11 protein-coding genes and 1 tRNA gene are annotated in these 14,678 nt (G+C 41.3%); 5 read left to right on the forward strand and 7 right to left on the reverse strand.

From position 1 onward, the window contains the following. Nucleotides 1-366: 366 nt before the first annotated feature. Genes lsrF through U9O96_00445 form a run of 3 tightly spaced genes read right to left on the reverse strand, consistent with a single transcriptional unit; the run spans nucleotide 367 to nucleotide 4,306 of the window. On the reverse strand, nucleotides 367-1,164 hold the full coding sequence (gene lsrF, locus U9O96_00435) for a 3-hydroxy-5-phosphonooxypentane-2,4-dione thiolase (protein ID MEA2053577.1): 798 nt from the start codon (nucleotides 1,162-1,164) through the stop codon (nucleotides 367-369). A gap of 43 nt (nucleotides 1,165-1,207) precedes the next feature. Then, entirely contained in the window at nucleotides 1,208-3,034 is a 1,827-nt protein-coding gene (locus tag U9O96_00440; GenBank protein ID MEA2053578.1) for a C25 family cysteine peptidase, read from the reverse strand. 9 nt (nucleotides 3,035-3,043) lie between these two features. Beyond that, nucleotides 3,044-4,306 (reverse strand): FG-GAP-like repeat-containing protein, encoded by a 1,263-nt coding sequence (locus U9O96_00445; GenBank protein ID MEA2053579.1) that lies wholly within the window; start codon nucleotides 4,304-4,306, stop codon nucleotides 3,044-3,046. A 204-nt stretch (nucleotides 4,307-4,510) separates the two neighbouring features. Between U9O96_00445 and U9O96_00450 the strand changes: the two genes are divergently transcribed. Continuing rightward, a complete protein-coding gene (locus U9O96_00450; protein MEA2053580.1) occupies nucleotides 4,511-6,718 on the forward strand; it encodes a CDC48 family AAA ATPase in 2,208 nt (735 codons plus the stop codon). 143 nt (nucleotides 6,719-6,861) lie between these two features. Then, nucleotides 6,862-8,424, forward strand: a complete 1,563-nt coding sequence (locus U9O96_00455; GenBank protein ID MEA2053581.1) for a sialidase family protein — start codon at nucleotides 6,862-6,864, stop codon at nucleotides 8,422-8,424. Nucleotides 8,425-8,481: 57 nt separating this feature from the next. On the opposite strand, the gene U9O96_00460 is transcribed toward U9O96_00455, so the two are convergent. Together U9O96_00460 and U9O96_00465 are read right to left on the reverse strand one after the other, a co-directional pair. Further along, nucleotides 8,482-8,597 (reverse strand) — tRNA-Ile (locus U9O96_00460). Nucleotides 8,598-8,623: 26 nt separating this feature from the next. Further along, a complete protein-coding gene (locus U9O96_00465; GenBank protein MEA2053582.1) occupies nucleotides 8,624-9,691 on the reverse strand; it encodes a hypothetical protein in 1,068 nt (355 codons plus the stop codon). A gap of 201 nt (nucleotides 9,692-9,892) precedes the next feature. Between U9O96_00465 and U9O96_00470 the strand changes: the two genes are divergently transcribed. Beyond that, nucleotides 9,893-10,849, forward strand: coding sequence for a lysylphosphatidylglycerol synthase transmembrane domain-containing protein (locus U9O96_00470; protein MEA2053583.1), 957 nt, complete (start codon nucleotides 9,893-9,895; stop codon nucleotides 10,847-10,849). Between the two features lie 25 nt (nucleotides 10,850-10,874). Then, nucleotides 10,875-11,501, forward strand: a complete 627-nt coding sequence (locus U9O96_00475) for a class I SAM-dependent methyltransferase (GenBank protein MEA2053584.1) — start codon at nucleotides 10,875-10,877, stop codon at nucleotides 11,499-11,501. Between the two features lie 176 nt (nucleotides 11,502-11,677). Here U9O96_00475 and U9O96_00480 read toward each other — a convergent pair whose 3' ends face one another. After that, nucleotides 11,678-12,607 (reverse strand): glycosyltransferase family 2 protein, encoded by a 930-nt coding sequence (locus U9O96_00480; protein MEA2053585.1) that lies wholly within the window; start codon nucleotides 12,605-12,607, stop codon nucleotides 11,678-11,680. A 48-nt stretch (nucleotides 12,608-12,655) separates the two neighbouring features. Between U9O96_00480 and U9O96_00485 the strand changes: the two genes are divergently transcribed. Further along, on the forward strand, nucleotides 12,656-13,501 hold the full coding sequence (locus U9O96_00485; protein ID MEA2053586.1) for a metallophosphoesterase: 846 nt from the start codon (nucleotides 12,656-12,658) through the stop codon (nucleotides 13,499-13,501). A gap of 59 nt (nucleotides 13,502-13,560) precedes the next feature. On the opposite strand, the gene U9O96_00490 is transcribed toward U9O96_00485, so the two are convergent. Continuing rightward, nucleotides 13,561-14,678: C25 family cysteine peptidase (locus U9O96_00490; protein MEA2053587.1), on the reverse strand; the 1,118-nt coding region annotated here is incomplete at its 5' end.

Genomic DNA, 14,678 nt, shown 5'->3' on the forward strand with positions numbered 1-14,678 from the left:
AGAACAGGTGAATGGTCTCTTTCCCAGAATATTTTGGATCGTCTGGAAGATCAAAGGTAACGAACTTTTCGATAAGGTTGCAGTAATTTCCCTTTATGGCTTTGCGAATTTTTTGTCCAAATTCATAAAGTGTCATCTCATCCCACTCCAAGAGATAAGACATTGCTCTTTATAAAAAATGTCGAAATTTTTCAGGAAAAATTCCTATTCGTAGAGACTACAAATGGGGTTACAAAATCAAAACAAAATTTAAAATACGATTCTATACCGCCAGTTATCCAAAAATTTTAGTTTTTTAAAATTTGATTCAAAGTTGTAATTTTTCTGTATCTCTATCACTTGCATTATTTATAGTATCTAAGATTCTCACTCCTCTCTGTCTTCGTTCCTGAATACTTCATATGCCTCATCTGGCGTGGCTTTTTCATGCACTATTGCACGGACCGCCTTAATCATCGCAACCGGGCTTGAAGACTGGAAAATGTTCCTGCCCATGTCAACTCCTATGGCCCCTGCCTGCAAAGCATCGTATGCCATTTGAATTGCATCTCTCTCGGGCTGTTTCTTTCCGCCTGCTATGACGATTGGCACGGGGCATGTTTCAACCACCCTTTCAAAGTTTTCACAGTAGTATGTTTTCACGATATGCGCTCCAAGCTCGGCTGCCATCCGTGAAGCAAGGCTAAGATATCGTGCATCTTTCTTCATCTCTTTTCCTACGGCGGTGACTGCAACAACCGGAATTCCGTACCTTTCCGCCTCATCTATAACCTGTGTGAACCCGAGGAGGGTATCTCTTTCAAAGTCTGCACCTACCATTATGGAAAATGCCACGCCCGCAACATTAAGGCGGATTGCGTCATCCATGGATACGACAATGCCTTCATGCAGCAATTCTTTTCCTATTATGCTTGTCCCGCCAGAAACACGCAAAACTATTGGTATGTCCGTATTCGGGTCAATATAATTCCTCAATGCTCCACGGGTAAGCATCAGAGTATCTGCATACGGCAATAGCGGGTTAACCATTTTATCAAGCTGTTCAAGTCCTGTCGTAGGCCCCATAAAATAGCCGTGGTCAACTGCAAGCATTACTGTATGTCCATCTTTTGGCTTAATTATTCTTGCCAACCTGTTTTTCATTCCCCAGTCCATGGTCATCATCCCTCCAAATATAGGCGGTGTATAAATTCTTTTGGACACGGCTTCATTCCTGTTGGTATCCTCCTACTTTAAGGCTCGGGTCGCCTAACAGAATGAATTGCTCTATCGTCATGACGTAGAATCTGTCATTGGCTTTGTCATCTATTATATCATTCAGATAATCATTCTGGGCCTTTACCAACATCTCGGAAACATGTATTCCGGTCTCATATGCCATAAAGAAGTGAAGGTTCATGTATCCTGCCTGCCCGTGTGGCCCATTTTCATCGACGGTTGTTGTGGCTGTTTCTGTTGCCCCAACAGTTGCAATGGCCCCTCCGTCAGGCTTCTTCACCATGCACCATGCAAGGCAGGGTATGTCCGAATTCCCGAGCATGTGATAGTCAAGCTTTGCTGTGAGGCATGCGTCGAAGAAAGCTATGGGCAGTTTGTCGCTGTTTTTAAGGGCAAGTAAGTATGGGGTATAATAAGCAATCATCCAGAGGCTATTTTTAGGATAAGTTCCGAATCCATATTCAAAGCCATGACCTGAATAAGAAATGAAGCCTGAACCTTCTGTCATGGCATTGTTTATTTTGTTCGGAAGGAAATTGTGCAGAGATGTCTGTATCTTAACATGGTTAAAATCGGGTGTTGCCTGCTCGACATATTCATTCACTATCTCACCTTCTGCTATGTCGTTCCGCCAAGGGAATGTGTCTCCTCCCATGAGTATCAATTTGTTGAACCATTCTTTGCCGTATGCCGTCTCCTCGTAGTGAATCGTCTTGTTGACAACTGTTGAGGTCTCTTCTTTGTCATAGCATGCCCACCTGCCGACATAAACATCTGAATACAGATCAACAAAATCATTTTCTGTTCCATCGTCGGAGGAGGTTTCACCGAATCTGTCATTCCCGTTCGAATCCCAGCTGCAGAAACTCATGTTAGCATCGTATATGTCTGCATAATACTGGTCAGAATACATCTGTTCTCCTCCCCAGAAACTCCATACCTTTCTGCATGGCATTTTTTCTATATCTCCAACAAGCATTACATATTTTATTCCCCACTGTTCTATTGAATCCTTGATAAAGTATTTTATCTTCTCTGCATCATCCCTGCCCTGAACGGTGAAATAATTGCCGTTATATATTTCATCAAGGGAAACAAGTATCGTTTTCATGTCGTAGCTTTCCTTGTGTTCCATCAAGGGCTGTAATTCATCGGAGAATTCGGACGGTGCTACAATAAGCAGATCGTACACGTCCTTGGTAGGCATCGGTTCTTCCGGGGGAACGTAGTTGATTTCAATACTCATTTCATTTACATACTCCAGTTCATTTGTTGATGGAATATAGCGTGCTGGAAAAGCATGTATTGAAAGAAATATAACATGTTCTCCGTTTTCAATTCCGGCTCCCGTATGCCATTCAACCCAGTTTGATGGGTATAGTTCACTGCTCTCGTATATTTTTCCTTCTTTTGCCTCCGTCGGTACAGCCCCATTCAGCGGTACAGGCTCTGGTGCAGGAGCTATTTTTTTATCCAGGTGCATTGTCTGTATATTGCCCAATTCAACATCTATGCTTTCAATTTTCGTTCCGAACGAAAATGTAAGTACTTTTCGGTAAGTCGGCAAATAGGGCGTTCCACCATCTGCAATACCATATTCTGCCCCATTGACTTTTATGCTCGTATAATTCCCGTTGTCATCAGAGGTGGGATTCGAAAAATATAATGGGATATTTATGCTCTCTGGGTTGATGCAATTAACAGACCTGCTTCCTGTGCCTTCTTTCCTGCTGTCGATATTTACCTCTCCCGTTCCAATGGCGCTGAGCAACAGTATAAACATCACTCCAATCCCAACAAATTTTGCTTTTTTCATATTTTCATCCTATACCCCTGCAAATTTAAAAATCCATTCCATATATGGCTCATCAGATGATGCCCAAACAGAGCCGGCATTAATCTCATTCAATCTATCGTTGTCAAAATCTCCGATGACAGTTACAGCAAGACAGCCAAATGTTTCTGTAATTGTACTTTCTTCCTCATATCCTGTACCATTCCATTGCAAAATGTGGATAAAATTTGTGCCGACACAAACTTCTGGAACGCCATCATAATCCACATCCCCGATGTCAATGGCCTCAATCGTTGCGTCTTCGCCAGCCCATGTATGGTTGTACTTTATCCCATAGCCGCTTCCATTCCATTCCCATATCTCTAAATCCGGCGAGCCGAATGTCACATGTATGTCAGGAATACCGTTTCCGTTGCTGTCCTTGGCAACACATCCGAATACCTGCGTATGCCGGTCGTAGGTCTTCAATGTGGTTGGAACAAATTTTTCTCCATCCCAGTTTAACACGACAAGCGAATTTCCGGGTCCAATAATCAACTCATTTTCTCCGTCATTGTCAACGTCCGCTATCCATGGAAAGTAAATATCACTGAGAGAATATCCGGATGCGCTCCACTCACTTTTTTTGATAAATTCTTTTTCGTCCCAGCTTAAAACAAGAACTTCCGGTGTATTAAGAGTGTTATAACCGCCGGTTACAACCACCTCATTCCTGCCATCATTATCGCAATCGCCGACTATGCAGTCAAGAGTTGTTTCCCAGCCCCGATTTTTCGTTACTACATACATGCCTATTTTTTCATATCTTGAACCATCCCATTTGAATGCTGAAAAATGGCGTCCCCATGCCACCCCTATCTCATTCATTCCGTCGTTGTCAATGTCAGCAATGCTGAAGCCAGTAGCTGAACCAAACCCAAGTATTGAGTATCCTATGCCAAATACCGGATCAATAATTTTTTGCTGTTCATAATATGTCTGCTTACTCTCATCCCATTTCATTACACGCATGAAAGGATCTCTACCCCCTATGAGCAACTCATTTTTACCGTCATTGTCCGCGTCGCCCACGGGCTGCGGGCCTTCATATCGGGCTGACCACCACCAGAGTTTGCCGTAATTATGGCTCCATTGAATCTCGTAATCCGGGGAACGCTTATCTCCAACTTGTTTGTGAGCATCTCTGATAGCATCGTTTTTTTCATCCATACTCCTATTGCTTAATGTTATCATTGTAAAACCATTTAACAAAACACATGCTATCAACAGCCCTACCAATATCTTCTTTTTCATAATAATCGAATGGAATACAACGTTTGGGCTAATAAAAAATTTATGGTTGTAGAATAATGGAAATTATAGGACAAACAAAAAATATTTGTGTTCAACATGTTTAGTTGCCATCAGAAATATTTATATAGAACATTAAATATATCAATAAAACAGCAACACCTTAATATAAGTTGCCATCTTAATAAGTAATATTGCAATAGAGGTATGAAAATGAAAGAAGTGGTATTGAAAGTTTCGGAAGCTCTTTCGCAGGATGTCGGGTCGGGCAGGGCCAGGCTTGACGGAAAAACAAGAATAGAGCTTGGCATAACCCCAGGAGACATAATAGAGATAGAAGGCGGCAACAAGACAGCGGCAGTTGTCTGGAGAGCCCGCCCGATAGATGAAGGAAAGGGGATAATAAAGATAGATAATCTTACCAGAAAAAATGCCAGAGTTGGAATGGGAGACAAGGTAATTGTAAGGAAAATAGTGCCCAAGATAGCAAAAAAAGTTGTAATGGCCCCGGCAATTTCCCAAGGGCAAAGGATTCAATTTGGGCAGGGTATAGAACATCTTGTTAAGCGAGGACTACTAAAAAGACCGGTAAATGCAGGAGACACGATTGTCATACCAGGCATAGCATTATTCGGAAATTCTCTTCCATTTGGCGTGATTAAAACCGAGCCTAAGGAAATTGTTACCATAGGCGAGGAAACCGAGGTCGTGGTTAAGGAAGAGCCGATAAAGGAAGAAATGCTCCAAGCCCCCCAGGTGAGTTATGAGGATATCGGCGGGCTGGGCGAAGAAATAATGAAGATACGGGAAATGATAGAATTGCCCCTCAAGCATCCCGAATTATTTAAGCGTCTCGGCATTGACCCGCCAAAAGGAGTTCTGCTTCACGGCCCTCCCGGCACAGGAAAAACACTTATTGCCAAGGCGGTTGCAAGTGAATCCGGGGCAAACTTCTTCACGATAAATGGCCCTGAAATAATGAGCAAGTTTTACGGGCAGAGTGAAGAGAATCTCAGGAAAACGTTTGAAGAAGCAGAAAAAAATGCACCCTCGATAATTTTTATTGATGAAATTGACGCCATAGCTTCAAAAAGAGAGGAAGTCCACGGAGAGGTGGAACGCCGTGTTGTATCTCAAATGCTTACGCTAATGGACGGGCTCAAAGGAAGGGGGAAGATAATAGTGATAGGTGCGACAAACAGGGTGGACTCGATAGACCCAGCACTACGCCGTCCGGGAAGGTTTGATAGGGAAATCGTTATCGGTGTTCCTGACAGGGAGGGGAGAAAAGAAATTCTCGAAATTCATACAAGGGGGATGCCAAAGTCAAAGGACGTTGATATTGATTATTTGGCTGACGTAACATACGGATTTGTTGGAGCTGACTTGGCTTCGCTTGCCAGAGAGGCTGCTATGGGTGCCCTTCGCAGATACCTGCCAGAGATAGACCTCGATAAGCCCATACCAACCGAAATTCTTAAAAAAATGGAAGTGGTGATGGATGATTTTAAAGATGCGCACCGCTCCATCGAACCGTCTGCATTGAGAGAAGTTCTCATCGAGATACCAAAGGTTAAATGGGATGATGTGGGTGGTCTTGAGGGTGTAAAAAAGCGTTTGAAGGAAGCGGTAGAATGGCCTCTGACGAATCCTGAGATGTTCAAGAAAATAGGAATAAAGCCCCCAAGGGGTATACTTCTCTATGGCCCTCCTGGCACGGGAAAAACTTTACTCGCCAAGGCCGTTGCGAATGAATCAAATGCAAATTTCCTCTCAATAAAAGGGCCAGAAGTATTTTCGAAGTGGGTTGGCGAGAGTGAGAAGGCTGTAAGGGAATTGTTCAAAAAGGCAAAGCAGTCCGCACCTTCGATAATATTCCTCGATGAAATTGACGCTCTAGCGCCGAAGAGGGGAATGTACGAGGGAACAAGAGTTACAGATACGGTTGTTAATCAGCTGCTCACGTCCATGGATGGAATGGAGAGCATGGATGACATTGTAATCATAGGTGCGACAAACAGACCTGATATCATCGATCCATCGTTCCTCCGTCCTGGAAGGTTTGATGAGCTCATCTTTACAGGGCAGCCTGATAAGAAAGCAAGGGAAGAGATATACAAAATCCATACAAAAGAAATGCCTCTCTCGGATGATGTCAGCATATCAGAACTTGCTGAGATGAGTGAGGGATTTGCAGGTGCAGACATAGAGGCTTTGTGCAGAGAGGCTGGAATGATTGCACTGCGCGAGAACAGAGAGGCGGATGAAGTTAGAATGGAGCATTTCATTAAGGCGTTTGAAACCGTTCATCCCTCCATAGATGAGGAAATGATAGAATACTACAGGGAAATTTCGAACAAACTGGGACGGGTTGTTACAAAGAGGGAGATCGCAAAAGGCATAGAAGTAATGTAATTTGGTAACTCTCCCTTTTTGATTCTTATTTCTACCGCCATTAATTACGGGTAGGAATACGATTTCGGAATCCGCAGATTTTTAGGCCGGGTCGGAACGATAATTATTTAAAACAGTAAGACATTTATAATTTGGAGGCAAACATGAAAGAAAAAAAAGCAATAGCAATATTGGCGGTATTTGTTGCAGCATCACTGGTTATACCACCTGTTTTGGCTGCAACTACAGAAAGTACAACAACCCCCATTTCTGAGAACGAATTCAAACATTTTGAAGTGCCGGTTGTTGGATACAGCGGTTCTGGAGATATACTGGTGGCAGGAAGTGACGATGATGAATTTGAGCCAGTAATTGAAACGGATGCAAATGGCAATTTGCTGGTAGCGTATACTGTACAGCAGGGTGTTTTTGAATCGGATGTGCTTTTGGCAAAGTCTACGGATGGCGGCAGCAGTTGGAGTATTGCATCTCCTCCTTGGGGTGACCTCGAGGGGCTGCAGCATAGCCCGGCCATGATTTATTACCCGGGCGGAGGTGCAATAGTTGGGACATTTGCTGACGCTAGCGGTGGATGGCAGATGTTTTTCAAGGTACCAGATGTATCTGACGAGACAACATACGATTACAATGGATGGGGCGGATTTGAGGAGATAATTGCTTCAGCTGTTTCATACACCACATTTGAGGACGGACTGAAGATTATCGTAACACCACTAGCCGGGACCAGTAGTGGCTTTGAGGGAACATGCATGTGGGCATATGCTGATTTTGAAGAAATGAGCGGTTACGGTGGATCTTATTACTATGATGCACAATCAAGAACCGGAGCATATACTGATGCATCCAATATGAAAGGTTTTGCGTTCGCTAGCAACCATTATGGTTTTGTCTGCGATGCATTCAGAGAGGAAACGGGAGTCGTTCAACCTTTAATAAAATGGACTGTCTATGAGGAAGAGCCCGACCTTGAATATACAGACCATCAGTTCTGGCTCGAGAATGGTATAACGGCAACAGACCCGGATGCTGTCGGAACCGGCAACAATATCTATGTTACCTATACAGCATATAATCCTGCCTTCGGCGACTACGATATAAAATGCAAATACTCTCACGATGGCGGGGCGAGCTGGGACGAGAGCATGGCAGCATCAGCACAATTGGTCGATGAGACAAATTCAGCCATCTATGCCTCAGGCAACACGGTTTTCATTACCTATGTAAAGCAGGGAAATCTTTATCTCGTGAAATCCGAAGATGGCGGAGCGACTTGGGGAGAGCCAGATCAGGTGAATGGAGAACCTGGAACAGTTGTAGCTGAACCGGGAGCAACCAGTATATCAAGAGGAGGAATCGTCTGGGTTGACACCAGAAATGGAAATAAGGACATCTACTATGCACCATTGCCCTGTGCTATAATCAATGTCAAGGATATATCTGGAGGAATGGGAATTTCGGCGACAATTACCAATACAGGAACAGAAGATGCAAGCAACGTGGACTGGTCAATTGAATTGACAGGACTGATATTCATTGGCAAGGAAACAACAGGAACAATTGACAGCTTGCCGGCAGGTGGAGAAGAAGCAATCAAAAGCGGCTTGGTTTTCGGCATCGGACCGACAACAATAACAATAACAGCAGGCGGAGCATCAAAGACAGCCAAAGGTTTTGTACTTGGACCGCTGGTACTGGGAGTGAAGTAAACTCTCTCCTTTTCCCTTTTTTAATTTTTTAGTTTCCCGTAAATTGTTGCATAAAAATGGGCCCAGAGAGATTCGAACTCTCGACCTCCCGGTTTCTGCCTTGTAGCCTATGTTCAATACTTGTAAGCTGTGGATATCAGCCGGGCGCTCCAACCTGGCTAAGCTATGGGCCCTTGAAATTGAATGTATTTTGAGTATATTAAAAAAGCGGTTTTTGATCGAGCCACGTTTTATGCGTGACAATATGCCTGAAAATAAAAATGATGAAAATGTCAACGGCAACCATAAAAATAACAGCTAGGGAAATAAAAATTTCGCTATGAATGGAAGCAACATTCCAATCCAGATATCGCTGCTCAATTAGCAGAGTCAATCCGCTCAGTAAGGATATTAGATATGCCAACATAATCATTTTTTTGTTTTCTATCAGGTATGGTATAAGGACTGCAAGGAGCATAAGAAAATATTCATAATGAATCTTGGGATAAATGATAAAATAAAGAAGCAGTGTCAGGGAAACAACTTTCCATATCCCGAAATCTTTTTTGTACGACAAATAATATATAAAAATAAAAGCGATCATCATGATACCTATCAGTACTATACTAGGGACGGTATATCCCTGGGAGCCAAGAATTCTCCAGAGACTTATTCCCTCCAACTCTCCTCCTCTGCCAAGAAAATAAAATTTCAAATGCCATGTAAACTGTTCAAAGGTGAGTATCAGGAAAGGGAGGGCGGTTACAATAGATACCGTCGAAATAATAAGAATATGCTTCATCATTTCCTTCCCCTTGATTTTTAAAAACACCGGGGGAATCAAGAATATTGAATGCATTTTTATCCATATGCCAATCGATGAAAATAATGTGTAACGATATCTGTTTTTATTTGTGAAGAGCAAGAGAAGCGGGAGAAGAAAGAAGAAAACGACTATTGCCTCATCCTGGCGGGCAAATGTAGAGACGACAAGCGTTGTTGGGATAAAAAGAAAGGCGAGTGCAGAAAAAAAAGCTTTTCTTTCATCCATATAGGAAAGAAAGTGAAATATTGCTAATGTGGATAGTACAATAAAAAAAGAAAAATATATCTCGAAAGCAAGGGGTGATGTACCAAAATAAACAGGAGGGACGAGCAGATAATTTATGAGAGGCGGCGTTTGAGTATCAACATCCTTATACAGCAATTTGCCGTGCAGTATTGTCCTCGCCCTTTGAATGTAAAGCTGGTTGTCTGTATGGTCAGTAGATGGATCCGTATTTATCATTTCATCAACATATAGTCTATCGATAGATATAAATGCGGAGAGCACCAAAGATGAAACAATGAAGAGGATTATCATTTTCTTTTTTTTGGACAGCGAGCTCAACATATTAACCGTATCTCTGAAAGAGCCACAATAATATAAGTGTTTATCAGAAGTTTTGTAAAACCTTTTTATTTTCCTCTAGGATTACATACGCCCGCCATGAATAAAAAATTGAGATATCTTGTGAATGCGACCATAAGCATAGTTCTCATAGCCTTTATCATTTACATGGCCGGAGCAGGGAAGGTAGAAGAGCAGCTGTCCAAACTCATTTTAAAATTTTTTTTGTTGGCTTTACTGATAGAAAATTTTGGCGTTGCTGTCAGCGCTAAAAAATGGCAGATTCTTCTAAAAATAAAAGGCGTGAAAATTCCTTTCCTGACTGCATGGAAATACTATTACATCGGCACTTTTTTCAATGCATTTTTTCCCACATCAGTAGGCGGGGATACAGTAAAAGCATATGGTCTTTCGAAAAAATTAAAGAAAAAGGAGGGGGCTTTTTCTTCAGTAGCGATGGACCGACTTACAGGGTTAATTGCCGTACTTGGTGTCGGTTCAATTTCATTAATTTTTGGATGGGGCATGATGCCGCAGACGGCATTTTTGCTATGCCTTTCCATTCTCATCCTTCCGATTATGCTGCTGGCCATAATTTTTAAAACAGATTTGATTGGATATGCCCTTAAAAAACCATTCTTTATGAAATTCGGGAGGTTCAGGAACTTCATCGAAAAAATATATGTTTCTTTGAAAGAGTATGGCTCATTAAAAAGAGAAATTGTGCCCGTTATTTTAATCTCCTTTTTTTATCATTTTCTACTTATTATTAATAATTACGTGTTATCCATCTCTCTGGGATTGAGCATACCCCTTTATTACTTCTTTATTTTTATTCCTGTGGCAGAAATTCTCGTTTTTCTTCCGATAACGGTGCAGGGCTTTGGAGTAAGGGAAGGAACGTATGTTGCTCTTTTTTCCTCTATTGGACTTGGGACAGCAAAGGCTTTCTCTCTCGGTTTCTCAAATCAAATTGTGATACTGACGCTGGATATATGTGGGGGATTTATCTATTTATTTGGTACGCTAAATCGCGGGGATGAGAAAAAGTTATAAACCCAATATAAATTTTGTTACCCACATGTCTAATACGAATAATATTTTCATGCCGGAAGGTCATATGGATCAACTGTACTATAGTAAGAATACAATAGTCAGGTTTGCGCATAATAGCCGATTGAATTCCATTACTAACGAAGTCCCTGGAAAAGATAAACTAAAAATTTTAGATGCGGGTTGTGGAGAAGGACACTTAATTGAAAGGTTATACCGTAAGAATAAAAATAATTTTTATTATGGTATTGATATTACAAAAATTGCGATTCAAAAAGCAAAAGATAGGTGTCCCTATGCCACAGTAAAACTATGTGACTTGTCGAAAATAAATTTTGATGACGGTTTTTTTGATGTGGTCATATGTACTGAAGTGCTTGAGCACATTTATAATTACCACATAGCAATAACCGAATTAAAAAGAGTTTTAAGACCGGAGGGACTTTTTATTGTTACGTTTCCTAATGAATTTTTATTGACCGTGGGCAGATTTTTTTTGAGAAGAAAACCTATAAAAGTACCTGACCATGTAAATTCTTTTACCCCGAATAAAATGATAGATGCAGTTTCTTTAGATGTTATTAAAAAAAAGAATTTGCCTTTTAATTTTCCCTTTTTTATTTCATTATATGGCTTAATAAAATTTAAAAAATAGTTTTTGTTATATCGTCCCACTGTGTCGGTGCTTCATTTATATGTTTACCTTCCCATACCTAAAGGTGCGGGCCTCCCATCACGGGAAGAAAAACACCTTAGGTGTTTTTAGTTCATACCCATCACCATAAATGGCGGGGTTTTAAACCCTAAACGGCCTGACGTAATGACAAAAAATTAAAGAATTTTCTTTATGTTGTATACCTTTTTCTTTGACAGGGTGTAGTATTCTCTTACCATTATCTCTGCCAGGAATCCGAAGAATGTTATCTGCAAGCCCATAATCATTAAAAGAACGCCTAAAAGAAGCAGGGGCCTGTTTGAAAGCGTCTCGCCATAAAAAATTTTTAAGAGGAGTAGATACAGATTTATAAAGAAGCCAGAAGCAAAAAGTATGCTTCCGATTCCGCCGAAGAAATGCAATGGCCGTGTGGAATAATCTGCCCAGAATTTGAAATTTACGAGGTCAAAAAATCCCCTCATAAGGCGACGTGCCCCGTATTTCGATTTCCCATGTTTTCTTTCATGATGTCTGACTTTCATTTCTCCCACGCAATATCCTTTCCATGCCAGTACGGCTGGAATATAACGGTGCATTTCTCCATACAATTCCAAATTTTGCAATGCTTCTTTTTTATATGCTTTTAAAGCACAATTAAAATCGTGAATGTAAAGGCCTGTGATCCATCTCGATATTGCATTGGACATTTTAGATGGCAACTTTTTCCTGAACCAAGGGTCTTTCCTGTTATATCTCCATCCACTAACAATATCATACTTCCCTAGCATGTGAACAAGTTTTGGTATGTCCTCCGGATCATTCTGAAGGTCACCGTCCATTGTAATGATTACTTTTCCCTTTGCATGTTCAAATCCTGCCATCAGTGCCGGCGTCTTCCCAAAATTTCTTCGAAAACATATGCATTTTATATGTTCATCCTTTTCATTCAATTTCTTTATTTTCTCAAATGTACCATCTGTACTGCCATCGTCTATGAATACAATTTCGTAATCTCCAAGGTCTTTCATTACCGATGTGATTTTATCATATAGGGGAAGAATATTTTTTTCCTCATTATAAACGGGAATAACGATGCTGCAGTCCATCGCTCTTGAAACGGGTAACATACTTAAATATTTGCGGACTATAAAAATATGGAACGGGCGAAGGATGAAGATGAATTAAAGGAATGCATCCATGACGTAACAAGAATAATGATGAAGGAGCCATCACTTATCGAAATCAAGGAAAAAATAATGATTGCCGGAGATACGCACGGCGACCTTGTAGTTACAAAAGCAATTGTGAAACAATTTTTTGATAAGGGCTTTCATTATCTCGTTTTCCTAGGAGACTATATAGATAGGCATCCGCCTGATACTGACTCATCAATACCGAACATGAATTACCTCATATTTTTAAAGAGAGAGTTTCCAGAGAAAATTATCCTTTTGAAAGGCAACCATGAAACAAATTATGCAATGCCGTGTTATCCTTATACGTTTAGGGAGGAGGTCGAAAATGTCTATCCAGGAATGCACGAAAATTATGTAGAGTTGTTTAAAAATATGCCATTAATGGTACTGTCAAACAAAATTTTTGCTGCCCATGGCGGCATACTGAAAGGTTTTAATTTGCACGCCTTAAAAAATACCGATAAAAACGATATATATGCCATAGAATCTCTGGTATGGAGCGATCCCGTCATTTCAAAAAATTTCAGAGGGGCAGGATTCCCTTATAGCCGTGAAGACCTGCAAAAATTTTTGGCTGGTGTGAATGCAAATGTTTTCATAAAGGGGCATGATTATACAACACTTGGAATGGCGATTTATGGGGGCATATGCCTCACCATTTTTTCTTCCAGAAGGTACAAAGGAATGGGAAACGGAGGCATGCTGTTAGCAGAAATTGAGGGGAACGTAAAAAGCATAGACGACATAGAGGTAGAGGACTACTCAACAGGGGAATGGAAAAAATATGATATACGTGTTATATGAAAGTGCGAGAGACCGAAAATAAGCACGGTTTTATTTGTAAAACAAGAGAAAAGAAGAAATTATGGATACCCGCCTATTTTTAAACTCGGGTCACCGAGAAGCACCCATTGCTGTACCGTCTTTTCATCTATCCAGTCCCATCCGAAGTCTGGCGACCAGTAACATTCATGAAGCTTGAATTCTTTGAAATTGGCTATATAACTTGTTATCGTTTGACTATAGGCCATACCCAATACATCATGGCCTTTCTCACCGTATTGCCTGAAAAACTCTGAAGTGATCCAACCATCACCTGCGCCTACGGTGCACCATTCGCCTTCCCATCCCCATCCATATCCTGTATTACCCATGGTAGCGATAGCTCCGGTTGTTGGAAGTTTTACGAGGTACCAGCCCCAGCATTCAGGGGTCAGTTGGCCGTAGGTATGCATCCAAAGCGGAAGAAACAAGTCAAGAATAGATGGAATCAATGAGACATTGAACATACTGTTATGACATCCGCCAACAACAACAACTGGAAATTTGCCGGTATTTGATAGTGATTTCATGGGAAACATCGGAAAACTCACAAATGGGAAATATGGCTTAACCTGTGAAACGACCAGTCCTGCTACTTGAGCATTACGCCTGTTGCCGGGAATTCCGGGAAAGTGATCACCCCACCATCCTGGGCTGCCATGTCCGGAGAAAAAGGCGAAGCCAAATCCTTCGCTAAACGACTTAATTACATCTTCTTGACATGTAAATTTACCATTGGATGTCCATACGACTTCCCGTTCAAAATGCTCCGGCATGTAATACAATCCTCCTCCTCGCCCATGTAACAGTTTTTCACCAGTAACCCACTCTCCCTCATAATAAGTTTCTGTGCCATTTCTATAATCTGTAAGTATTACTTTGCTATCACTATCTTCAATCCATACTTTTATGTTTGTAATATTTCCATATGGCTTGGGGTCATATGATTTCCCGCGGATGTGCAAAATGCCGTCAACATACGAAATATTTGCCCACCAGAACAAGTCATTACAATATGCCTCATTATTTGTCGGTGTGTATGTAAAATCAGTGTTTCCCAAGACATCTCCCTCTGAAACGGAAACGATTTCTGTTATGGGTGATGCCGGATACCCATTTTGAAGGGCGGGATTGAGGTGGTCATCATGGTTGAACGACA

The sequence above is a fragment of the Candidatus Thermoplasmatota archaeon genome, assembly GCA_034660695.1.
Classification (GTDB): domain Archaea; phylum Thermoplasmatota; class E2; order UBA202; family DSCA01; genus JAYEJS01.